The organism is Streptomyces axinellae (assembly GCF_039532135.1).
Taxonomy (GTDB): Bacteria; Actinomycetota; Actinomycetes; order Streptomycetales; family Streptomycetaceae; genus Streptomyces; species Streptomyces axinellae.
Map to the genome: position 1 here is coordinate 287,939 of NZ_BAAARJ010000008.1, position 22,578 is coordinate 310,516.

At 68.9% G+C, this 22,578-nt stretch carries 22 protein-coding genes; 9 read left to right on the forward strand and 13 right to left on the reverse strand.

The genetic code is table 11. The features are described from left to right. The 4 genes from ABD339_RS14675 to ABD339_RS14690 all read right to left on the reverse strand — a co-directional run bounded on the left by ABD339_RS14675 (position 1) and on the right by ABD339_RS14690 (position 4,976). Positions 1 to 1,182 carry a cytochrome P450 gene (locus ABD339_RS14675; RefSeq protein ID WP_344566058.1) on the reverse strand — a complete coding sequence of 394 codons (1,182 nt, stop codon included), beginning with the start codon at positions 1,180 to 1,182 and terminating at the stop codon, positions 1 to 3. Positions 1,183 to 1,207: 25 nt separating this feature from the next. Continuing rightward, complete coding sequence (locus tag ABD339_RS14680; protein ID WP_344566060.1) at positions 1,208 to 2,059, reverse strand: ABC transporter permease; 852 nt, start codon at positions 2,057 to 2,059, stop codon at positions 1,208 to 1,210. After that, a complete protein-coding gene (locus ABD339_RS14685; RefSeq protein WP_344566149.1) occupies positions 2,056 to 2,898 on the reverse strand; it encodes an ABC transporter ATP-binding protein in 843 nt (280 codons plus the stop codon). Before ABD339_RS14685 ends, ABD339_RS14680 begins: the two co-directional genes overlap by 4 nt. Before the next feature lie 449 nt (positions 2,899 to 3,347). Then, a complete protein-coding gene (locus ABD339_RS14690; protein WP_344566062.1) occupies positions 3,348 to 4,976 on the reverse strand; it encodes a thiamine pyrophosphate-binding protein in 1,629 nt (542 codons plus the stop codon). Positions 4,977 to 5,714: 738 nt separating this feature from the next. Here ABD339_RS14690 and ABD339_RS14695 point away from each other — a divergent pair. The 3 genes from ABD339_RS14695 to ABD339_RS14705 all read left to right on the forward strand — a co-directional run bounded on the left by ABD339_RS14695 (position 5,715) and on the right by ABD339_RS14705 (position 8,235). Beyond that, positions 5,715 to 6,908 (forward strand): Glu/Leu/Phe/Val dehydrogenase dimerization domain-containing protein, encoded by a 1,194-nt coding sequence (locus tag ABD339_RS14695; RefSeq protein ID WP_344566151.1) that lies wholly within the window; start codon positions 5,715 to 5,717, stop codon positions 6,906 to 6,908. Next, positions 6,908 to 7,738, forward strand: coding sequence for an EamA family transporter (locus tag ABD339_RS14700; RefSeq protein WP_344566153.1), 831 nt, complete (start codon positions 6,908 to 6,910; stop codon positions 7,736 to 7,738). Before ABD339_RS14695 ends, ABD339_RS14700 begins: the two co-directional genes overlap by 1 nt. A gap of 86 nt (positions 7,739 to 7,824) precedes the next feature. After that, on the forward strand, positions 7,825 to 8,235 hold the full coding sequence (locus tag ABD339_RS14705) for a nuclear transport factor 2 family protein (protein WP_344566063.1): 411 nt from the start codon (positions 7,825 to 7,827) through the stop codon (positions 8,233 to 8,235). An 88-nt stretch (positions 8,236 to 8,323) separates the two neighbouring features. Here the strand turns inward: ABD339_RS14705 and ABD339_RS14710 are convergent, their stop codons facing one another. The 3 genes from ABD339_RS14710 to ABD339_RS14720 form a co-directional block, all read right to left on the reverse strand. After that, positions 8,324 to 9,559, reverse strand: coding sequence for a hydroxymethylglutaryl-CoA reductase (locus ABD339_RS14710; RefSeq protein WP_344566064.1), 1,236 nt, complete (start codon positions 9,557 to 9,559; stop codon positions 8,324 to 8,326). A gap of 532 nt (positions 9,560 to 10,091) precedes the next feature. Next, entirely contained in the window at positions 10,092 to 10,985 is an 894-nt protein-coding gene (locus ABD339_RS14715; RefSeq protein WP_344566067.1) for a LysR family transcriptional regulator, read from the reverse strand. A gap of 273 nt (positions 10,986 to 11,258) precedes the next feature. Next, positions 11,259 to 12,008: an SDR family oxidoreductase gene (locus tag ABD339_RS14720; RefSeq protein ID WP_344566155.1), complete on the reverse strand. Its 750-nt coding sequence runs from the start codon at positions 12,006 to 12,008 to the stop codon at positions 11,259 to 11,261. A gap of 391 nt (positions 12,009 to 12,399) precedes the next feature. Between ABD339_RS14720 and ABD339_RS14725 the strand changes: the two genes are divergently transcribed. Together ABD339_RS14725 and ABD339_RS14730 are read left to right on the forward strand one after the other, a co-directional pair. After that, entirely contained in the window at positions 12,400 to 12,909 is a 510-nt protein-coding gene (locus ABD339_RS14725) for a cupin domain-containing protein (protein ID WP_344566068.1), read from the forward strand. Positions 12,910 to 13,060: 151 nt separating this feature from the next. Continuing rightward, on the forward strand, positions 13,061 to 13,423 hold the full coding sequence (locus ABD339_RS14730) for a DoxX family protein (RefSeq protein WP_344566070.1): 363 nt from the start codon (positions 13,061 to 13,063) through the stop codon (positions 13,421 to 13,423). 687 nt (positions 13,424 to 14,110) lie between these two features. Here ABD339_RS14730 and ABD339_RS14735 read toward each other — a convergent pair. The 3 genes from ABD339_RS14735 to ABD339_RS14745 form a co-directional block, all read right to left on the reverse strand. Then, positions 14,111 to 14,473 carry a HutD family protein gene (locus ABD339_RS14735; protein ID WP_344566072.1) on the reverse strand — a complete coding sequence of 121 codons (363 nt, stop codon included), beginning with the start codon at positions 14,471 to 14,473 and terminating at the stop codon, positions 14,111 to 14,113. Next, positions 14,470 to 14,682 (reverse strand): HutD/Ves family protein, encoded by a 213-nt coding sequence (locus ABD339_RS14740; RefSeq protein ID WP_344566156.1) that lies wholly within the window; start codon positions 14,680 to 14,682, stop codon positions 14,470 to 14,472. The genes ABD339_RS14735 and ABD339_RS14740 overlap by 4 nt, the downstream gene beginning before the upstream one ends. 68 nt (positions 14,683 to 14,750) lie before the next feature. Further along, positions 14,751 to 15,587, reverse strand: a complete 837-nt coding sequence (locus tag ABD339_RS14745) for a MurR/RpiR family transcriptional regulator (RefSeq protein WP_344566074.1) — start codon at positions 15,585 to 15,587, stop codon at positions 14,751 to 14,753. A 439-nt stretch (positions 15,588 to 16,026) separates the two neighbouring features. On the opposite strand from ABD339_RS14745, the gene ABD339_RS14750 reads away from it, so the two are divergent. Together ABD339_RS14750 and ABD339_RS14755 are read left to right on the forward strand one after the other, a co-directional pair. Continuing rightward, on the forward strand, positions 16,027 to 17,526 hold the full coding sequence (locus ABD339_RS14750; RefSeq protein WP_344566076.1) for a purine-cytosine permease family protein: 1,500 nt from the start codon (positions 16,027 to 16,029) through the stop codon (positions 17,524 to 17,526). 259 nt (positions 17,527 to 17,785) lie between these two features. Then, positions 17,786 to 18,073: a DUF1876 domain-containing protein gene (locus ABD339_RS14755; protein WP_344566078.1), complete on the forward strand. Its 288-nt coding sequence runs from the start codon at positions 17,786 to 17,788 to the stop codon at positions 18,071 to 18,073. Between the two features lie 177 nt (positions 18,074 to 18,250). On the opposite strand, the gene ABD339_RS14760 is transcribed toward ABD339_RS14755, so the two are convergent. From ABD339_RS14760 to ABD339_RS14770, 3 genes are all read right to left on the reverse strand, one after another. After that, positions 18,251 to 18,397, reverse strand: a complete 147-nt coding sequence (locus tag ABD339_RS14760) for a hypothetical protein (RefSeq protein ID WP_344566080.1) — start codon at positions 18,395 to 18,397, stop codon at positions 18,251 to 18,253. A 94-nt stretch (positions 18,398 to 18,491) separates the two neighbouring features. Further along, positions 18,492 to 18,629, reverse strand: a complete 138-nt coding sequence (locus ABD339_RS14765) for a hypothetical protein (RefSeq protein ID WP_344566082.1) — start codon at positions 18,627 to 18,629, stop codon at positions 18,492 to 18,494. Positions 18,630 to 18,767: 138 nt separating this feature from the next. Then, on the reverse strand, positions 18,768 to 19,670 hold the full coding sequence (locus ABD339_RS14770) for a LysR family transcriptional regulator (protein ID WP_344566084.1): 903 nt from the start codon (positions 19,668 to 19,670) through the stop codon (positions 18,768 to 18,770). 106 nt (positions 19,671 to 19,776) lie between these two features. Here ABD339_RS14770 and kdgD point away from each other — a divergent pair, with 106 nt between their 5' ends. Both kdgD and ABD339_RS14780 read left to right on the forward strand, forming a co-directional pair. Then, on the forward strand, positions 19,777 to 20,703 hold the full coding sequence (kdgD, locus tag ABD339_RS14775) for a 5-dehydro-4-deoxyglucarate dehydratase (protein WP_344566086.1): 927 nt from the start codon (positions 19,777 to 19,779) through the stop codon (positions 20,701 to 20,703). 34 nt (positions 20,704 to 20,737) lie between these two features. Continuing rightward, the gene (locus ABD339_RS14780) at positions 20,738 to 22,360 is read left to right on the forward strand and encodes an aldehyde dehydrogenase (NADP(+)) (RefSeq protein ID WP_344566090.1); all 1,623 of its coding nucleotides are present in this window, start codon (positions 20,738 to 20,740) and stop codon (positions 22,358 to 22,360) included. Positions 22,361 to 22,578: the final 218 nt, after the last annotated feature.

Consider the following 22,578-nt stretch of genomic DNA (forward strand, 5'->3'; position numbering starts at 1 on the left):
CTAGTCGGTCAGTAGCGACAGCCTGGTGACGCCTGTCATGTACGGACTCGGCTGGAACCGCGGCGCGTCGTCGGGATCCACACGGAAGCGGGGGAAGCGGTCGAAGAGCACGTTCATCGCCACCCGGCCTTCCATCCGTGCCAACTGGGTGCCGATGCAGAAGTGCACTCCGCGCCCGAAGGCCAAGTGCGGATTGGGGTCCCTGCTGATGTCGAACTCGTGCGGCCGGTCGAACCGCCGGGGGTCACGGTTGGCCGCCGCGAGCCACAGCAGCACCAACTGATCTGCCGCGATGGCTTTGTCACCTATCCGCCCGGGCTGATTGGTGCAGCGCGAGATGGCCGCGAACGAACTCAGGTACCGCAAGGACTCCTCGATCACCCCGGGGATGCGCGACCGGTCCGACTGCACGGCTTCACGCGCTTCCTGGAACGTGTCCATGCACAGCACGGTGTTGCCCAGCAGCATCGTCGTGGTGATGTGTCCCGCGATCAGCAGCACGGCACCGAAGTTCGCCACCTCGGTGTCGCTCAGCCGCTCGCCGTCCACCTCCGCCTCGACGAGCCTGGTCAGCAGGTCGCTCCTCGGCTTCACCCGGCGTTCGGTGGCGTGCTCGTGCAAGTAGGCGATCAGCTTGCCCATTTGGTCCACGGCGTTTTGTGTGGACTCCGGTGTGGGCTCGCCGCGGGTGAACCCCTCGGGCCGCTCGAAGACCTCGCCGACCCACCGCTTGAACAGGTCCCGGTCGCTGTTGGGCAGGCCGAGCAGGTCGGCGATGACGATCACCGGCAGCGGATACGCCAGGTCCTCGACCACTTCCATCCGCCCGGAGCCGGCGGACTTGTCCAGCAGTTCGTGCGTCAGCTCGACGATCCTCGGCTCCAGGCTCGAAATCATCTTCGAGGTGAAGGCGTGACCGACCAGTTTGCGCAGCTTGTTGTGCTCGGGCGGATCCATCTTGAGCAGGTTTCCCTGGGAGAACTCACCCTCGATGGGCACCAGCCGCGCGGTATCGGAGGAGAACGTCGCGGTGTCGGCGAGGACTTCGAGCACCTCCTGATGCCCATAGACGTTCCACATCCCGGACTGCTCGTCGAAGCTGACCGGCTCGTCGGGCTCCTTGCCGTGCAGCCAGAACTGGCGCGGATCGAGATTGCTCCACCGGGCGAACGCCGTGCTCATCGTTGTGCCTCCCCAAGTGTTGGATTCACGCCGCTCGTCTGGCGACACTCTCGCGGCGGGCCGCCACGGCCGAGCCGGACTCACGCCGCGCCATCCGGCGCAGCACGCCCGGTGCCACCAGGCAGCCCACGACTCCCCACACCCCGAGCACGCCCGTCATCTCCAGGAACCGCCAGGACTCGCCGATCTCCGACGTGGCCAGGGCGTCCGGCAAAAACGCGGCACGCAGTCCGAGACCGAGCCAGTAGACCGGGAAGACCTGCGCAATCCACTGGACCCACTCGGGCAGCGTCGTGAGCGGGTAGAACACCCCGGAGAAGCCGACAAGCACCATGATCAGCACCATGATCGGGACAAGCCCCTGGGTGCTGCGGAAGAGCGAGCCGAGGATCGCGCCGACCGGCAGGATCGCGAGCATGCCGAGCGCGAGCACCCAGACCAGGTTCACCCACGACGACACCGAACCCCACCGCAGGCCGTCGAACAGGAACGCCACCGGGACCAGCAGGATGAGCAGGACCGCCACGCTGGTCCCGGCCTGCGCGAGCACCTTGCCGGTGACGTAGCCGAGCATGCCGTTCGGTGTGGCTTTGGCACGCAGCAACGTGCCGTCCTCCCGATCGGTGATCAACGTGAACGCCAGCCCTACCAGGCCGGTGAACAGCGTGTTGATCCCGAGGATGCCGGGAACCGCGTGGGTGCCGAGGGAGAATTCGGTGCCGGGCACCGTGGTGTCCCGCAGGAAGTACATCACCGCCAACGCGATGGCAGGCCAGAACAGCCAGCCGACGAGCTGGCCCCCGTTGGTCACTGTCTGCCGGAACTCGATCCAGCCACGTTGCAGCCCCGCACGCAGAGCGACCGCGCCCGGCTTCATGCCTCCTCCATCTCCCGCACCATGGCCAGGTAGACGTCTTCCAGATTCGCCCGGCGCACCTCAAGGTCACCGACCGTGTCGCCGTGCTTCTCGAACAGTTCACGTACGTACCGGGTCGCGTCCTCGGCCGACTCCACTTGAGGCTTGCCGTCGAGCGTGTACCGGACCTCGGTCCTGCTCCCCACCTGGTGCGCCAACTCGGCCGCCGTGCCGTCGGCCCTGATCCGGCCGCCCGCCAGGATCACGATCCGGTCGGCCAGCTTCTCGGCCTCGCCCAGGTCGTGCGTGGTGAGCAGGATTGTCGTGTCCTCCAGGGCGGACAGCCGCTGTACCAGCCCGTGGAACTCCTGCCGGGCCTCCGGGTCGAAACCGGTGGTCGGCTCGTCGAGGAACAGCAGATCCGGGTTGCCGATCAGGCCGACGGCCACGTCCAGCCTGCGCCGCTGCCCACCGGACAACGCGCCGACCCGGGCGTTCACATGCCCGGTCAGCCCGACCAGGCCGATCATTTCGTCGGTGTCGTAGGGACGTTTGCGCAGCGGTGTGCCGTACGGCGTGTAGTAGCGGCCGAGGTGATCGAGCAGTTCACGGACCTTCCACCAACCGTGGTCACGCCAGGACTGCAACACGATTCCCAACCGGGCACGCCATGCCTCGTCACCGTCATCCGGGTCGGTTCCCAGCACGCGGACCTCACCGGCCGAGCGCTTGCGGAATCCCTCCAGGATCTCGATGGTGGTCGTCTTGCCCGCCCCGTTCGGTCCCAGCAGCGCGAGGACCTCACCGCGGCGCGCATGGAAATCCACGCCGCACAGCACATCCTTCGAGCCGTAGCGCATCCGCAGCCCTCGGGTTTCGATGACCGGTCGGGCGTCGGCGCGTTCAGGCACGGCGTCCGCGTTCGATGCCGTGGGCAACGCCACGATTCCTCCCTCTGCTCGGTTCGGCGCCGATTATTCACCTCGTGGCCGACCCACACGGCCCCTCACGAGCCCGTGAAGGGCCCGGCTCAGCACCGTTCAGGCGCAGGTTGGAAAGGCCCCTGCGGCACCGGACATGGGGAAGTACGGATTCGCTACGGGCAGGGACGCGACCGGCGTCGGTGCGGGCATCCCACAGCACGTGGCGGCAGACTCGTGGTCATGGCCCGGAGGGAGCAGGGCTGATCAGCGGGATCCGCCCTGCTGGTCCCCGACCGGCTACTGGCAGAGGGCTTGTGAGCTGCCTTTTGCAGCTCACAAGCCCTCCGTTGCGCCACCGAGGCCGGGTGGGGGCCGGACCGGTCTCGCTACGTCGCCAGATGCGTCGGCGCGAACATCCGCAGCACTGCGGGGAGTACCACGACCGACGGCCCGGGCGCGGCGAGCGCCTCGGCGAGATCGGCCGAGAGGTCTTCCGGGGTGGTGCGCACCGCCGGTACGCCGAAGGACTCGGCGAGCGCGACGAAGTCGGGCCGGGCCAGCTCGGTGGCGGTCGCGGCGCCAAAGGCGTCGGTCATGTACTCGCGGAGGATGCCGTATCCGCCGTCGTCCACGATGAGCCAGGTGACCGGCAGGCCGTACTGGCGGGCCGTGGCCAGTTCGGCGATCGAGTACATGGCTCCGCCGTCCCCGGAGACGGCCAGCACCGGCCTGGCGGGGTCGGCCGCCGCTGCGCCGAGCGCCGCCGGGAAGCCGTAGCCGAGACCTCCGGCGCCCTGGGCCGAGTGCATCGCGGCGGGCCAGGCGCTCCACGCCCAATAGGCGAGGATCGTCATGTCCCAGAAGCTCGGCGAGTCCCGCGGCAGGGCCGCGCGGACCGCGCCGAGCACCCGCTGCTCCAGGTCGAGGTCCTGGCCGGCGATGCGCTCCCGGACCCGGGCGAGCAGGTCGGCGGCGGTGCGTTCGGCGGCCCCGCCGTCGGCTCGCTCGGCCACCGCGTCGGCCAGGTCGCGCAGGGCAGGGGCGGCGTCGGCGTGGATGCCCAGGGCGGGATGGTTGGACTCCAGTTTGCCGAGGTCCGCCTCGATCTGGATCACCCGGCCGCGGGGGCGGAAGGTGTGGTAGTTCGAGGAGAGTTCACCGAGCCCGGAGCCGACCACCAGCAGGACGTCGGCGTCCTCCAGCAGGTCGGTGGTGTACCGGTCCTCCAGCCACGACTGGAGGGAGAGCGGATGCTCCCAGGGGAAAGCACCCTTGCCGCCGAAAGTCGTCGCCACCGGGGCGCTGATCTTTTCGGCGAGCGCCAAGAGCGCGGGTTCGGCGCCCGCCCGCACCACGCCGCCGCCGGCCAGGATCACCGGGCGCGCCGCGCCCGACAGCCGGGCAGCGGCCTCGGCGATCAGCTCCGGCCGCGGCGGCAGCGGACGCGGCGTGGCCGCGAGCGCCATGACCGGCGGTACGTCAACCGGCGCGAGCAGCACGTCCTGCGGGACCTCCACCCACACCGGGCCGTAGGGCGCGCTGAGCGCCGATTCCCAGGCGGCGGCGATCGCCGACGGTATCTGGGAGGCGGCGCGCACCGGGTGCACGGACTTCACCACACCACGGAAGGACGCCTGCTGGTCGCGGAGTTCGTGCAGGTAGCCGTGGCGACCACCGCCGAGCCCGGCGACCGGGACCTGGCTGCCGATCGCCACGACGGGCGCGGAGGCGGCGGCGGACTCCTGGAGCGCGGCGAGCGACATCAGCGCACCGGGCCCGGTGGAGACCAGCAATGGCGCCGCGCTTCCGGTGGACCGGGCGAAGGCGTCCGCCGCGAAGCCCGCGTTGCTCTCCATGCGAAGCCCGACGTACGTGAGCACGGACCGGCGCAGCGCGTCGAACGCGCCGAGGGCATGCTGGCCGGGGAGTCCGAAGACGGTCCGTGCGCCCAGCGCGGCCAGGGACTCAACGACCAGGTCGCCACCGTTACGCTCACCACTGCCACGGCCGCTCATCGGACGACCGCGATCCGCCTGGACATGACCGTGGCCATCTCGTACGCGCCCGCGAAGCACGGTATGCGGGACGAGTCGGCGGGGCCGCGCGGCTCACTGGTGGTCATCGCTGCTTCCTTTCGAGGTGCTTTGCGGGGGCTGTCCCGCGAAGGGAATCCAGGAGAAGGGAATCAGAAGGGGATTCTCCGGCTTCGGCCGGTACCGCTGCGGCGGGATTGCGGCCCGCGAGCCGGTGAACACTTGCCAGGGCACGGCGGCGCCGGCCCGGGTGGTGTCTTCGCCGGGTGGGTGGCCCTTTGCGGCTGTGTGCGGCGGCGCCGGACGCAGCCGAGCGGCAGCGTTCAGTCCGTGCCCTCGGAGAGCATTTCCAAGAGTGCGGAAAATTTTCCCGTAACCCCCAACGCGGCCTTGTCCCGGGCCAGTTCCTCGGTTTGTACCCGGGACTGGCGGTGCGGCACTCCGGCCGGGGAACCGTATCGGTCCCGGCGGGCTCGGTGCTGGTCACGAGGGGGCGGTGCTTCTGCTGTGCCCGCTAGGGCTCATCCGTTGACGCGGGGCGTCTCCCCCCAGGGCCGACAGAGAGGGAGCCCCTTCCAGCGAGTCGCGGCATGAGGGTACGATCACGGCCATTCGAACGTCGCGGCAAGCATTATCGATTTCCGCAAGGCTGCTGAATTCGCGACTTGAACATATCTATGGGAGTTAACCGAAATGGGCAGCGGAGTTTCCGTGACGTCGATGACAGGGGCCGCTGCCTCAAGATCTCCGGAAGCGTCCATCGTGTGGACCGATCCTGTCACCGGCCGTCAGGCATTCCTCGTCATCGACCGGTTGATTCGAGGACTCGCCAGCGGTGGCCTGCGGATGCGTGAGGGCTGCACCTACGAAGAGGTCCGGCGCCTGGCCGCCGCGATGAGCGTGAAGGAAGCCCTTCATCACAACCCGGCGGACCGTCATATCCCCATGGGTGGCGCCAAGGGCGGAATCGACTGCGATCCGCTCAGCGACGAAGCCCCCGGCGTACTGGCGCGCTTCTTGTCCTTCATCCGGTCGTATCTGGAGAACAACTGGGCGACGGGGGATGATCTGGGGACCACCACCGAGGCCATCGAGGACGTGCTCGACGGACTGGGCATCGACGGGTGTATCGCCCCGGTGATGCGAGTGGTCGACGACCCGATCGCGGCTCGCAAACGCTTCGATGAGGCATTCTCCGTCGAGGTCGGTGGGATCGGACTCGCCGAACTGGTCGGCGGATGCGGGGTCGCGGAAGCGGTTCTCGCGGCGCTCGACAAGGACGGGATCCCCAGGAACACCGCGACCGCCGTCGTCCAGGGCTTCGGAAGCATGGGCGGGGCCACGGCGCGTTTTCTCCATGAGGCAGGCGTACGTGTGGTGGGGATCGCGGACGTCCACGGAACCGTCGCCAATCCCGACGGGCTGCCCGTCGAGGACATGCTCCGCGACCGGCTGCGGCACGGGCTTGTGAACCGCGAGAGACTGCGCGCCGGAGACGTCCTGCTCGACCGGGACGACTGGCTCGCCCTCCAGGCCGATGTCCTGGTCCCGGCGGCGGCCTCCTATGCCATCCACGCTCAGAACGAGTCCCGTATCAGCGCCAGGTACATCGTGGAGGCCGCCAACCTCCCGGTGACTGCGGACGCGGAGGCGAGCCTCCACAAGAACGGTGTTCTGACCATCCCCGACGTCGTCGCGAATTCGGGTACGAACGCTTGGTGGTGGTGGATAGTGTTCGGCGACGTTCTGCCCGAGGCCGCGCCGTCGTTCGCCAAGATACGCACTTCCCTGCGCTCACTGGTCACGGAAACCCTCGACCTCGCCGCCGAGACGGGGACCACCCCCCGTGAAGCCGCTCATCGGGTAGCCGAGGCGAGGCGCGAGACCTTGGCGCTGAGACCGGAACTGTCGTGATGGCGCTGCTGGCTGCGATCGCCGCGATGGTCTGGGGGGCGGCCGACTACTTCGGCGCCAGGGCCACGCGTGGCGTCTCGGCCATCCATATCGTGTTCCTCTCCCAGGTTTTGGGACTGCCGGTGCTGGCGGTTTGGCTCGCGGCGAGCGGCGTGGGCGCGCCAACGACATCGAGCCTCCTCTGGGGCGTCTGCGCCGGCGCCTTCGGCCTGCTGGGGATGGTGCTGCTGTACAGAGCGCTCTCGGCGTACGGAATCGTGTGGGCGGCACCCGTTACGGCGGTGACGGTCGCACTCGTCCCCCTCGTGGTGGGGCTGTTCGTCCAGACGGCTCCGGGGCCGCTCGCGCTGTGCGGCGTATGTTGTGCGCTCGCCTCGATCGCCCTCGTCAATCGGGCGGCCCAGGCGACCAGGAGCGCTATCGCGATGCGAACACTGGCTCTGGCCCTCTCCGCGGGCGGCGCACTGGGACTCCAACTGGTCTGCCTTTCCCAACCGGGACCCGGCGCCGGACTGTGGCCACTGGCAGGTGCCCGCGCCTGCTCGATTCTGTGCGCCGCGCCTTTGGTTCTGCGCGGTCGGGTACGCCTGGACCTCGGAGGAGTTCCCTGGCTGTTCGTCGCGATGGCCGGAGTCCTGGACACCGCCGCGTTCGCCTTCTACCTCTTCGCCATGGACCACGGTCTGCTGGGAGTCGTCGGCCCGATCGTGTCGCTCTACCCAGCCGCCACCATTGTGCTCGCTCTCCTCTTCGACGGCGAACGTCTGACCCGGTCGCAGGCGCTGGGTCTTTGCCTCGGGGCCAGTGCCCTGCTCCTGGTGGCCGTCTAGGGATCTTCCCTTGCCAGAAAGGGCCTGGCACCAAATCCCGCTGATCTACGCGATCTACGCGACCTACGTGAACGGAGCGAACCGCAATGACCGACGACGTGATGAAGGCCGCGGACGAGCTTGTAGCCGCTTTCTCCGACGGACGACTGGAAGACTACTTCGACGCGTTTGCGCCTGACGCGACATTCGTGTTCCACACCACTGGCAACCGCATCGAATCCGTTGCCGAATACCGTCGAATCTGGTCCCAGTGGATCACTGATGACGCCTTCCAGGTGCTCAACTGCCTCTCCTCCGACCAACTGGTCCAAAGCTGGGGCGACACCGCCGTCTTCACACACAGCGTCGAAACCGACATCCGGACTCACGCGGGTACGGAAACGCTGCACGAGCGGGAGACCATCGTCTTCCGCCGGGAGCAGGACGGGCGATGGCTGGCCGTACATGAACACCTGTCACCTGCCACCCCGGCCGGCGCTTCGTCCGGGACCGCGTGAGACGGTCCCGGTGGCAAGGATTCCTCCAGCACGACGATCAGGCGCGCGGTGGCTGCCTCCAGGGGGATGGCGGCGAGGGCACGTCTCGTCATGATCCTTTCGGGTCTGTCCGGGTGCCGGGGGAGGGGCGGTTGCGGCCCAGGCGTTCGTGCGCGGCGATGAACTCGTCGGCGCCGACCGCGGACATGGTGGACAGATCGAGGGCCAGCGCGAATCCCGCGATGATTTCGGCGAGCCGGGGCCGGCTTCCCTCCCCGGTGCAGCCGAGCATCTCCAACAGGGCGTGCTGTGCGGGCAGCCGGGTGCCGCCGCCGACCGTGCCCACGATCAGGGCGGGGAGGACCATCGTCGCCCGCACGCCCTCGCCGGCAGGCTCCAGTTCGAGGTGACCGAGGCTGGATTCGTGCACCGAGGCGATGTCTTGTCCCAGGGCGGTGAACATCCCGCCGATGATGTTGGCGATGCAGATGTCGTCGCCGACCATGCCGCCGTGGAGGGCGCCGCCGCGCTGGATGCGGTGCGTCTCCAGCAGGGTCTCCCGGTCGGAGTTGAGCACGTTCCGCAGGATGTGGCCGGACAGCTCGGCCTCGGCGACCACGCGGGTGCCGCGGCCGTTGAGGAAGCTGTGGTAGGTGACTTTCTTGTCGCCGCTGAGGTTTCCCTCGACCCGGAAGTGTTCGACATCCGCGGCGGTCTCGGCGGGGAAGCGGTCGAGAACCCACTGGCAGGCGTGCCAGGTGCACGCCGAGGTCATGTTCTGGCCCGCGGCGTCTCCGGTCTCGTAGGCGAAGACCACGTGCACGGTGCGGCCCGTCATCACCGGCCGGACGCTCACCAGCGCGGCGTGGCGGGAGACGCGGGCCGCTTGGCCGCGCAGTTCCTCCAGCTGGTCTCCGATCCAGTCCGCGAAGGCGGCGGCCTGGCCGAGTGAGCCGAGCTGGAAGACGGGCGCCCGGGTCATGCGCTGGGCGATCGCGTGGGTGCGTACGCCGCCGGCCCGGGAGAGGGCCTGGGCACCGCGTGAGGCCGAGGCGACCAGGGCGCCCTCGGTGGTGGCCAGCGGAGCGTACAGACGCCCGGAGGCATGCGTCCCGGCGAAGACCAGCGGCCCGGCCAGCCCGACGGGGACCTCTACGGCACCGATGAGGTTCTCGATGTTGTTGGCCAGGTCATCCGCGTGCAGCCGCATCGGGCCCAAGGGCGCCAGCGGTGTTCCTTGCCGCGTGCGGAGCCACTCCAGCCGCGATTGCCGTGCGGCCTCGGTGTGGTTGTCGCGCGCGGGAATCGAGGAATCGGCGCTGTCGCCACCGCCATCCGCATACATGGGGCCTCCCTACCGGTGCATCTGTCGCTCCCCCCGGGCTCCTTGCCGTACGCAGCCGTACGCAGCGGTGAAGCCCGGCCGCCTCCATCGTTGCCTGCGCACCGGCCTCCGGGAGGCAGTGTGCGGGCGCGGGTGCGTGAACGCGTTGAACGCTCGCGCGTTTGTGAAAGCCGACGCGGGACCGGCCGCCCCGGCTCATGGAGGTGGAGGCCGCCTCTTCTCGCGTGCCGTCAGCGCGTTCACGCGGCCGGCCGGCTTCCATGCATCGGCGGGCTGACGATCGTGCGTCTCCGGGAGGTGACACAGGCCGGCTGTGGCAGGAGCCGGCCACAGCCGGGTCCCCGGCGGCGTTCAGCCGGAGGCGTGCCACTCAGGTGGAGTCGTCCACCACCGCTCGTCCGGCCGGGATGTTCCGGGAAGTCGTTCAGGGCCGGCCTCCAACGGAGACCCCCGTGCTTCTTGAAGCGGTCTCCCGACCTCCGGCCTGATGGGACCGTGTCCCGGCGCTGAACCTGGTGGCGGGTTCGCATCGTCATGCGTGACGAGATGCTCGCGCCTGGGCGGCGTCGAGGAAGGCGTCGCGGTTCGTGCTCGCCAGGTGCGGGGCGTACAGGGCGTGCAACGGGACGAACACGGGCGGCTGCAACGCGAGGACCCGCACCGCGCCTCCGGCGGCTGCTCCAGGGGGTTCGGTGAGGAAGGCGACGCGGTCGGTGCCGATGACGTGAGTGACCGGCGGTGTGCCCTGGAGGGTGCTGCGTTCCAGACGGGGCTCGAAGCCGGCGGCACGACAGTGGCCGACGAGCAAGTCGGTGTAGCCGGAGTCTCCGGGACGCCCCCAGACGACGAGGGTCTGCTCGGACAGGTCGGCCAAAGCGACGGACTCGCGCCCGGCCAGCGGATGATCCGCGGCGACGCCGATGCTGATCCGGTGTTCCCCGAGGACCGCGCGCGCCAGGCCGTGGGCGGGGCTCATGCCGCGACAGAGGCCGAGGTCGAGGTCACCGGCGAGCAACCCCGCGGTCAGCTCGCCCGGGTAGCGTTGATGGGCATCGGCCGCCAGCTCAGGATCGGTGACCGCCACGTGGCGCAGGAGAAGGGATACCTCCCCTCCGGTGACGGCGGGGGTGTGGCCGATGCGGAGCATCTCGCGTTCGCCGCGCCCGATCCGGCGAGCCCTGCGCAGGGCCGACTGGGCGACACCGCGCAGCACCCGTGCGTCTTCGACGAGGGCCGCACCGGAGGGCAGCAGGGTGACGCCGCCGCTGGTCCGCTCCAGGAGGCGGACCCCGACCTCACGCTCCAGCGTGCGGACAGATGTGGAAAGCGCCTGCTGGGAGAGGTGGAGCCGAGCGGCGGCCCGGGTGAGGCTGCCTTCCTCGGCTACGGCGATGAGGTGGTCGAGTTTGTTGAGGTCCAGAGGCATGAGCGGTAGGGGCTCCGAATGCGGGCGCCGACAGCGGTGTGCGGGCTACGGTACGGGGCCGGGCTTGCGGGTGCGCCAGGTGCAGCGCGCCACAGGGCGCCGGCCGGGACGGCGGCCGTGTCCCGGCCCCGTCGTGCTGTGGCCCGTTCCGTGGATGTGATCGCCACCCATCTGTGCTCCCGGCGGGGGATCGCTGTTCCCCGTCTCCTCCGACTCGGCCCCCGGGTGACGGGCGCGGACACCCGTGACCCGTCCCCCGGGGGCCCGCAGGACTCAACGCGTGGTGTAGCCGCCGTTCGGGAACATCGTCTGACCGGTGAACCACCATCCCTCGGTGGCCAGGAATTTGATCACGGGCGCGACGTCGTCGATGTGCGTGAGCTGGTTGCCCATCGCCTGCGACTGGTGGAACTCCACTCGCTCAGGTGTCTCCTGGGGGTAGAAGAACGGGGTGTCCATGGGGCCGGGGGCCACCACGTTCACCGAGATGCCGCGGTCCGCGAACTCCTTGGCCGCCGCCCGTGTGAAATGTTCCAGGGGTGACTTGCCGCCGGCGTAAGTGGAGTAGCCGTCGGTGAAAGCGGCGAGAAGGGAGGTGCCGATGCTGATGATCCGGCCACGGTCGTTGAGGCGGCGTCCCGCCTCCTGGATGAAGAAAAAGCCCGCTTTGGAATTGATCGCGAACATGCGGTCGTATTCTTCTTCGGTGGTTTCCAGGATGGGCTTGCGCAGTACCATTCCCGTAGTGTTGACCGCGATGTCAGCGCCCCCGTACGTGTCCACGGCCGTGTCGAAGAGACGGCGGACGTCGGCAATCTGGGTCAGATCGCCCTGGACCGCCACGGCATGGCCGCCGGTGCCTTCGATGTCCTGCACAGTCTCCTCTGCGGCGCTTTTGTCGTTGTGGTAGTGGACGACGACCTTCGCGCCGTCCTCGGCGAAAGTCCGGCTGAGCAGCCCACCCAGATTCTTCTCACCGCCACCGATGATGGCGACTTTCTCCCGCAGGGCATTGCCGACCATGTCCAGCACTCCTCCTTTGTGAACGATGTACTACTGCTGACAAAGGTTAGGCAGATATTTCGGATGCTCGCCAACACAAAGATCCAGTGGGTCTACAAACTCCATTTGTGCCCCGGTCCCCGGTGCGGGCTCGTGCGCACCGGGGATTCTCGCCTGTTACCGGGCTGACGAAGAGCGCGATCCTTGACCAGCGGGATGAACGACCGGATTGCGCAGCCGCGTCCGAGTTCTCCAGCCCGAACTTGCGTCTTCGATGACGCGGTGACGCGATGACGCGATGACGCGAAACAGCGCAGGGTGCGCAGCTCCATGGTGCGGCGATACCCATGCGGTATCGACGTCTCAGAATGGGTCTTGGACAGTCGCGATGCCCTGGCAGTGGAATCGAGGCATGACTGACGAACCGAAGGCCAGTGAGCCGATCGCCGACCCCGCCGTATCGGTGGTCGGTCCGGGCGACGGTGAGACGATCTTCCTGGGCACCACGCGACTGCGCGTCCTCGAAGACGGCAGCAACACCGGGCATCGCCTCGGGCTCGCGGAGTCCGTCCTCGCGCCGCACACGCCCGGACCGCCGCAGCACCGCCACGCCCAGCACGACGAGGGTTTCTACATCATCTCCGGCACGGTGCGGTTCACGGTCGGAGAGAAAGACCATGACGCGACCGTCGGCACGCTCGTGATGGTCCCGCCCGGCGTCCCGCACACCTTCGCCAACATGACCGACCAACCGGCCGTCATGCTCAGCACGTTCACGCCAGATCTGTACGTGCAGTACTTCCGGGACTTGCAGGACATGATCGCCAGCGGCCAGGAACCGACTCCACAGGCGAATATCCAAGTGATGAGCCATTACGCCACCGAACCTGCCACCGACTTCGCCCGGAAGTCAGCAGGATGACGCCGCCCGGCTGCCCGCTACCGGATGCGTGCGGCCGAGGCGGCTTCTGCCGCCCAAGGTCCGGACCGCTTACGCACTCGCGTGTGCGTTCCGTTGGTGCTCCGCTGTTGAGGATGTGGTCACCTGCACCTGGTGGCCGTGGACGGGAATCGTGAACATCGCCTATTGGATAGTTGCCGCCCTGCTCGCTCTCTTCTACCTCTACGGGGGCGGGGTGAAAGTGGTCCGGAGCCGTGAGCAGCTCCGTCCCATGATGGCCTGGGTGGACAGCACGCCGATGCCGGCCGTCAGGGCTCTCGGGGCGATCGAAGTGCTCGGTGCGATCGGGCTGATCCTCCCGCCGCTGACCGGCATCGCGCCCTGGCTGGCCCTGCCTGCGGCCATCGGGTTAGTGGCCTTGCAGATCGGCGCGACCAGGGTTCACCTGAGCCGCGGAGACCGCCGGATCGCTCTGAACACCGCGCTCATTCTCGCTGCGGCCGTGACCTGCTGGCTGGCGACAACATGGCTGTGACGTCAGGCAGGGCAGCCCCACGAACCCGACCCTGCCGGCTGGTTCGCCGCCAACAGCCCGCCGGCCCTGCGGGAGCCTCGCCGCTCGTCAGCCGTCGGGGTCGGCCAGACCGAGCAGGGCGTTCAATCGCGGGCTGTGAGGTCCTGGCGCGCTCCCACAGCGGCCGGTAAGGCTTACCGAACGCCTATGCCAGTACCGCAGGATCGTGCCGGGAGGGGAAGCGTTCACACCCCTCGGTTGCGTGAACGCGGTGAACTGAGGAGGCGAAGCGCCCCTGCGGCCTGCTGCGGGACGACGCCGTCGCCCAGCGTGCCGGGCGCGGGTCCTGGTTCTGTCCGACGCCGAGGTTCTGCAAGGTGGCCGCGCCGCCTGGCGGCAAGGGTGCACAGCTCACTGACCGGTGCCGCGTCCTGGCCGGTCACTCCGCCCAGCGGGGGCGTGTGGGCGTGGCGAAGAGGGCGGTGGAGTTTCGAGGGCTGTCACCGATACCCCGCTGTCCCGGTGCGAGAGCCATGAGGGACGGCTCCACTGAGCGTGGAGACGATCATCTCGGGGGCCGCCCGGGCATCGACTGTCAGTTCCAGCCGCGCCTCGTCCACGAATCGCTCTTGGTGGGGAGCCCCCCCGTTGTGGCCGGCCGCGCGGTTCCCCGCGCCCCTGACGGGACGGTCCAGCTGCCGGGACGGTCTAGCTGTTCAGTGCGATCCGGATCTCGATGAGGGTGCCGTGTCCACGGAGGCGGATGTGGCCAGGGCCGTCCTGGCGCACGGTGTCCAGTCGTTCGAGGGCGGTCTCCTCCGGCTCGCACAGGGTCAGTGCGCCGGAGAGGGGCAGTGCGAGGAGGGTCTCACCGGGGTAGGCCGCGAGGGGCGGGTGGTCCGAGACCTCGACGACCCGCACGGACGCCTTCGCGCGGCCTTGCCTGGTCATCACATTGACGTCTCGGGTGGGCCCTGCGGGCAGGCGGCAGGAGACCGTGCTGTCGCCGGAGAACGCGAACGGGGTGAGAGGGGTGAGCCGGTGCTCCGTACCGTCGAGGTCGAGAATCATGCCGGAGCGTCGATCAGCGTGATGACCCGGTCCACGCCGGGGAAGGGCGAGAACGGTCCGTCCCCGCCGACATCGGCGACGCTCACCCGCCAGTCGAAGTCCGCCAGTCGCGAGCCGACGGGTTGGGCCGCCACCTCCCGGGTGCTTCCGGAACCGTTCTTCCAAGGCATCCGCGGCCGGTCGGCCCAGCGCAGCACGCTCGGCACCATCACGCTCACCTCGTTCTCCCCGGGGTCATTCGACCGCTCCTCCCGGGACCATTCGCGTCTCCTCGCGGTCATTCGGCGAACAGCCTCCGCGCTGCCGCCTCCGTATCGAACGCCTCAAGCCGGGACTGGGCCTCGGGCAGGTGGTCACACATGGCCTCCAGCAGCACCCGGCCGAGCAGCATCGGGCCGCAGGCGGTGTCGAAGGCCAGGCCGGTGCCGACGGCGACCGGCAGCAGCACATCGCTGTGGCGGGCGACCGGTGCGAGGGTGGAGTCGGCGACCGTGACGACGGTCAGCCCGGCCTTGTGGGCATGTGCCAGTGCTTCGACCACCTCGCGCGGATGCCGGGGGAGCGCGAAGCACAGCAGCGCGCTCGCGCCCGCCCGTACCGCCGCGTCGATCCTGTCCCTGAGCATCGAGCCGCCCTCGTCCAGGAGGCGGATGTCGGGGTGCACCTTGGCGGCGAAGTAGCAGAAGCCGTACGCCTGGGAGGCGGACGCTCGCAGGCCGAGGACCGGCAGGGGTGAGGACGAGGCGAGCAGCCGTCCGGCCTCGGTCACGGGTCCCGGGTCGGCCAGCGCCTCCGACAGGCGGCGCAGATTCTCCAGTTCGCCCGCCACCGCCTGCTGGTACTCGTTCGACGTCCCGGGGGCATCCTCCTCCTCGTCGGAGGACGCCTCGCGCAGGTGGCGGCGGAGCGCCGGATAGCCGTCGAAGCCCAGCGTGGCGGCGAAACGGGTGACCGAGGGCTGACTCACCCCGGCAAGTTCGGCCACTTCCACGCTGGACATGAAGGGCACCGCGGTGGCGCTGCCCATCATGCTGTGGGCGATGCGCCGTTGGGTCGGGGTGAGCCGGTGGCCGTCGAGCAGTTTCCTGAGCCGCGCGGCCACTGTGTCACTCATGCCCGTATGTCCCCTTTCGTCACGTCATGTCCCTGCGCCTCGTGTCCGCGCGCCATGCCTGGCGCGCGGAAGGCCGGGCCGACGCCTGGGCGCACGCCGACGGCCCGCCGCCTGGGCTTCGCCCCCAGGCCGCCATCCTGCCCGTCCGGGAGCGCAGATGTCACCGACGGGCTCCCGGGAGGGCTCCGGTACGAGGAATTTACCTGAAGGTATTGAGAATCATTCAATCAAGGGCGACTCTGAATGGGCTTATGTAGAGCGATCGGAGCGAGCTGGGGTCCCGGCGTGTTCGCGCGCCCCCGGCCCGCTGGGTCGGCCGTCCCCGCGGGGCGCGGCCGGAGCCCCCCTCCGATCGGGGCCGTCGGCCTGGGCGTCCGGCCCCTCGAACTGCCCATGCCGGGCCCTCGCGGCCGGTGCCCCGCAAAGGACGGAGAGATCCATGGCCGATTCCCTGGTCGAGCGGCGTTCCATCGACGTCGTACCGGACGAGGAGCGCCACGGCACGGCGTTCTCGCAGTTCACCCTCTGGTTGGGTGCCAACCTCCAGATCACCACGGTGGTCACCGGAGCACTGGCCGTGGTCTTCGGGGGCGACGTGGTCTGGTCACTGGCCGGGCTGCTCGCGGGCAACCTGCTGGGCGGCACGGTGATGGCCCTGCACTCGGCTCAGGGCCCCCGCCTCGGTCTGCCACAGATGATCTCGTCGCGGGCCCAGTTCGGGGTGCGCGGGGCGATCGTGCCGCTGGCGCTGGTGATCGTGATGTACATCGGCTTCTTCGCCAGCGGCACGGTGCTGGCCGGGCAGGCGGTCGGCAAGCTCACCCACCTCGGGGCGGTGCCCGGCATTCTGCTCTTCGCGCTGATCACGGGCGTCACGGCGATCATCGGATACCGCGTCATCCACGCCCTGGGCCGGGTGGCGAGCGTGATCTGCGCGCTCGCCTTCATCTATCTCGGGATACGGCTGCTGAACCGTATCGACCTGGGCGCGGTCCTCCAGCAACACAGCTTCGCGCTGCCGATGTTCCTGCTGGCCATGTCGCTCTCGGCGTCCTGGCAACTGGCGTTCGGCCCGTACGTCGCCGACTACTCGCGCTACCTGCCGCGCACCACCTCGTCGCGGGCCACGTTCTGGTGGACCCTGGCCGGCACGGCACTGGGCGCGCAGTGGTCGATGACCTTCGGCGTGCTGGTCGCCGCCACTGCCGGTTCGGCCTTCATCGGTGACGAGGTGGGGTACGTGGTGGGACTGGGGGGTACGGGGCTGATCGCGTCGTTCCTCTACTTCGTCATCGCCCTGGGCAAGTTGACCATCAATGTGCTCAACACCTACGGCGGCTTCATGTCGATCGTGACGAGCATCACCGGGTTCCGTAGCCAGCGCGCGATCTCGACCCGCGTGCGCACGGTGTACATCGCGGTGATCATGGTGGCCGGGACGGCCGTCGCGCTGGCGGGCCGCAACTCCTTCCTGGACTCGTTCGCCGACTTCCTGCTGTTCCTGCTGGCGTTCTTCACCCCGTGGTCCGCGATCAACCTGGTCGACTACTACCTGCTCTCCCGCGAGGGCTACGAGTTGCCCGCGCTCACCGACCCGGACGGCCGCTACGGCGGCTGGCGCTGGGACGCGCTCACCGTCTACGTCGTGGCGCTGATAGCCCAGTTCCCCTTCCTCGCCACCAGCTTCTACACCGGCCCGCTGGTCGCCTCGCTGGGCGGCGCCGACATCTCGTGGATCGTCGGCCTGGTGGTACCGGCGCTGCTGTACGGGCTGCTGGGCTCGCGGCGCCGTCGGCCGCGGGTCCGACAGGGTGCCGGTGACGGCACCCCGGACATCGGCGCGGGCGCCGGAGGCCGGGAGGAGAGCGGAAACGTGGCCGGCAGTCCGGACACCTCGGGTGCCGCGATCGGCGCGGAGTCGACGAAGACCGCGCCGTGACCGTCCGTCGGCGGGGAGGGGTGGCGGAGCGAAGTGGTGTGACCTCCGAGGGTTACTGAAATCCATTCTTGCCGTGAATCTCTGAACAGAGGAACAGTGGCCGTACCGGTTCTTCACGGGCGCGGGTTCAGCCATGAGAGACGGACCAGCGGCGTTGCCTCGCGGCGGCCTCCGTCTCGTAGGAAGCTGGAAGTGACAGCGAACCTCTCTTGACCGAGGGATACCCCGATTCCCGCAGCGGCGCATGAGGAGAAGAACGATGTCACACACCGTGGAATGGAAGATCCGTCTCGATATCTTCGAGGACGACGAAGGAACGACGAAGGCCCACATGGTGCTGGATACCGGCACCGCAGCGCTGTCCGGTCACGGGTCGGCGCACTGCCATCCGGCCGACATGAACGTGCCGGAGATCGGTGACGAACTGGCAGCGGGCAGAGCCACGCGCGACCTGGCCCAGCAACTGCTGAACATCGCCGAGCGTGACATCGGGGCCGTAGGCGCACCGCCGCAGGGGGCCCGGCACGCCATCGGATGGCCCACGTGACCGGCATCAGCGGCTCGTACGGCTCCGAGTATCGGGCCCGACCTGATCGTTGTCAGGCCGCGACTCGTACAGCGCGACCGCGTCCGCCTTGAACTCCGGCGGGTAGTTCTTCATGACCACGAGATGTCCGTTCTCAGATCCTCAGGATCCAGTGTCTTGTGCGTCCAACATCAGGGGTCAAGGCCCGCGCTCGTATTCCGCCTTTTCTCCCAGGTGCACCCCGACGACGACGGTTCCCACCTGAACATACGCCTCGCCATACTTGCCTATTCCCTTGGACCATTCGACGGCGAGCGACTGGTCGCCGAGGGCCTGCATGGACACCGGCGTGTTTCCACTCACCTTCTTCGTACGACAGCGGCCGGCACCGGCGTTCGGAACGCGCCGTAAACGGTTGACCAGGAGCCGTACTCCTGCGTCAGGGGTACCCAGCCCTGAACCGCCACGTCACGGCGTTGAACAGCCGCCGCAGGTCAGGGACCGGGCCGCGCTCGCCCACCGGCAAGAACAGCTCGACGAACTCCCACTCGGCATCCGAGAGATCACCACGTGCCACCCTCGACAACTACCAGGCCCAGCCACCCGCCACCCGGCGAATCCCAGTGATCAGAACCTGGAACAGGCCCTGACTCGGTCGCCGATGCGGCCAGTTGGCGAACTCGGTAGGAGAGATGCAGTGGCCCAGACGCAGCCGTCAGGAGAAGCCTCGATCGGCCAGGTCGATCACCAGATCCCGAACGGCGTGCAGGGCCGGGTTGTCGTCGTTCGCCCGCCAGGCAGCGACGAGTTCGACCGGCTCGGCCTCGACCCCGATGACCGGGCGCAGCACGACGCCGTCCAGCCCGAGCTCCGCAGCTGCCCGGGGCACTAGCGCGAGCCCCAATCCGGCTCGCACCAGCGCCAGGATCGTGTGCACCTGGCTGAGGTGGTGTACGTACCGGGGTGCGATCCCGGCACTGCGGAAGACGCCGACCAGCACCTCGTAGAAGTAGCGGGCCTCGGCCGGTGAGTACATGACGAACGGCTTGCCGTCGAGGTCGCGCACGTGCGGCGCCCGGTCCGGCGCGGCCAGCGGGTGCCCGGTCGGGATCGCGGCCAGCAAGGCTTCCCGGTGCAGCGGGCGGTGCGCGAGCCCGGTGCCGGGGACCGGGGGGCGGACGAGGCCCAGGTCCAGTTCCCCGGAGCGCAGCTCCTCCAGCTGCGTTCCGGACACCCGTTCGCGCAGCACCAGATCGACGCCCGGAAGTCGGGTGTGAATGCCGCCGACGATGGGGTCGAGCACCGAGTGCGCCGACGACGCCGTGAAACCCAGCGCCACTGTCCCTATCTCGCCTGCGGGGACCCGGCGCACCGACAGCGAAGCCTGCTCGGACAGGCCGAGGATGCGCCGGGCGTCGCTCAGGAACGCTCGTCCGGCCGCGGTGAGCCGGACGGAGCGACCGATCCGGTCGAACAGCTCGACGTCCAGCTCGCGCTCCAGTAGCTGGATCCGCCGGGACAGAGGGGGCTGGGTCATCGACAGCCGTTCCGCCGCGCGGCCGTAGTGCAGTGTCTCGGCGACCGCGACGAAGCTTTCAAGCTGGCTCAGCGTAAACATCGATCCATTATAGGTATCGGATGATCCCAAAGAAATGTTGGACGTGCATCGTTTTGATTCTTATGGTTCTCGCAGTCGCTGACCTGCACCCCGGGAGGAAACGTTAATGCCCGCCTTTACCCCGACCGAGCTTGCCGAGCGCCTCGGCTCCGGGCTGCTGTCGTTTCCCGTCACCCACTTCACCCGTGACCTGGCGTTCGACGAGCCCGCCTACCGAGAGAACATCGTCCGCCTGCGCCAGTACGAGATCGCCGGTCTGTTCGCCGCCGGCGGGACGGGGGAGTTCTTCTCCCTGACGCCACAGGAAGTCGGCACCGTGGTCCGGGCTGCTGTCGGCAGCGCGCCCCAGGGCACCCCGATCCTCGCTCCGGCCGGACACGGCACCGCGCAAGCGGTCGAGATGGCCCGCGATGCCGAGGCGGCCGGCGCCGACGGCCTGCTGCTGTTCCCGCCCTACCTCACTGAGGCTTCCGCGGACGGCCTCACCGCTCATGTGCGCGCGGTCTGCGATTCCACTTCGCTGGGTGTGGTGATCTACAGCCGTGCGAATGCCGTGTACACCTCGGACACAGTGGCCACGCTGGCTGACGCCTGCCCGAATCTGATCGGATTCAAGGACGGTGTCGGTGATCTGGAGGCGATCACGCGGATCCACTCGCGTCTCGGCGATCGCTTGGTCTACATCGGCGGGCTGCCGACGGCGGAGACGTTCGCGCTGCCGTACTTGGAGTTGGGTGTCACGACCTACAGTTCGGCGATCTTCAATTTCCTGCCCGAGTTCGCCCTGACGTTCTACAGTGCGGTGCGAGCGGGCGACCGAACGAAGGTGCGCCGGCTGCTCGACGACGTCGTGCTCCCTTACACCACGATCCGTGACCGTAAGGCGGGCTACGCGGTGAGCATCGTCAAGGCCGGCATGGATCTAGCCGGACATCCGGCCGGTCCGGTGCGGCCGCCGCTGACCGATCTGGATGATCCCGCGCGTGAACTGTTGGCTGATGTCATCCAGGCGTCGCGCACTGCCCTCGCCTGACGCCATCGATCCGACGAAGTGCAAGGAGCCACTCGTGTCTGCTCTCCCCCGGACCGGCCCTGCCGGCGTCATGGTCATCGGAGCCGAACCCGTCATCGGCACGGGGGAGGAGATCCGGTCCGTCGACCCCCGTACCGGCGCGGCTCTCGATCCTGGCTACCACGCGGCGTCGGTCGAGCACGTTGAGCGGGCTTGTACTTTGGCCAAGCAGGCTTTCCCGGCTTTTCGGGCGACCACTGCCGAGCGGCGTGCCGAGTTCCTCGAGCGCATCGCCGATCTGCTCGACGAGCGTCGGGATTCGCTGGTTGAGTGCGCCCATGCCGAGACCGCGCTGCCTCGTCCGCGGCTCACTGGCGAAGCCGGCCGTACCAGCGGTCAGCTGCGCCTGTTCGCCGCGGAGCTGCGGGCCGGGATCTGGCAAGGCGCTCGCATCGATCCGGCACGGCTCAACCGCGAACCGCACCCACGCGCCGATATCCGGCAGCGCCGGATCGCGCTCGGTCCGGTCGCGGTCTTCGGCGCGAGCAACTTCCCGCTGGCGTTCTCCACTGCCGGGGGCGACACGGCCTCGGCACTGGCCGCCGGGTGCCCGGTGGTCGTCAAGGCGCATCAGGCGCATCTGGGTACCGCGGAACTGGTGGCGCGGGCGATCGCCGAGGCAGCGGCTGACACGGGTATGCCCGAGGGGGTGTTTTCCCAGCTCGTCGGCAGTGGGACCGAGGTAGGGGCCCGACTCGTCAGAGATCCGAGGATTCGTGCAGTGGGTTTCACCGGGTCCCGCGAAGGCGGGCTGGCGATCGCGGCCATGGCGGCGGCTCGGCCGGTGCCGATCCCGGTGTACGCGGAGATGAGCAGCATCAATCCAGTGCTGCTGCTACCCGCGGCGCTCGAATCCCGCGGCGCCCAGCTGGGCGCCGCGTTCGCCGGATCGCTGACGCTCGGCGCCGGGCAGTTCTGCACCAACCCTGGTCTGGTGCTTGCCATCGAAGGACAGGGCCTTGATGCGTTCATGAAGGCCGCGGCCGACGCCGTCGCCGCCAACGCCGGAGCCACCATGCTCACCACGGGCATCGCCGACAACTACGCTGCCGCCGGTGACGCCCTTGCGGCCCGGGACGGGGTCGATGAGCTCGCACGTGGCAGCCGACCCGACAGCGCGGCTTGTGGCCCCGCCCGACTGCTGAGCGTCGACGGCGCTCGGTTCGCCGCCGATCCGGCGCTGCAGGCCGAGGTCTTCGGCGCGACATCGCTGCTCGTCCGGTGCGCGGACACCTCCGAGCTGACCGCAGCGGTGGAAACGCTGGAAGGCCAGCTCACCGCGACCGTGCACGCCGATGAGGCCGATCATCTACTCGCCGCGAAGCTGCTGCCGCTCTTGGAGGAGCGAGCGGGCCGCATCCTGTTCGACGGCTGGCCCACCGGGGTCGAGGTCGGACATGCGATGGTGCACGGTGGACCATTCCCGGCCACGACCGACCCACGCAGTACTTCCGTCGGAACGCTCGCGATCGAGCGTTTCCTGCGGCCCCTCGCCTATCAGGACGTGCCGACCGCGCTGTTGCCTGCTGAGGTTCGTGACGAAAATCCGCTCGGTGTGTGGCGTCGACTCGACGGTGAACCCAGTCGAGACGCGCTCGCCGTCGACAGCGCCGATTGACCAGTCGGCCGGGTGAGGCACTCTCCACCTGGCCGAGGTCCGGCCCCGCCGGCCATGCCCGCGACCGCCCAGTGGCAACCCTTCCAATGTTGTGAGGACGTAATGACACTGCGATGGCTCTCGCCGTCCCCCTCGTCGCGCCGGACCCCGGCCGCGCCGCCGCTCCCCGCCGCAGTCTCCTGCTGGCGTCCATACCCGCAGTCGATATCCGCGGCCCT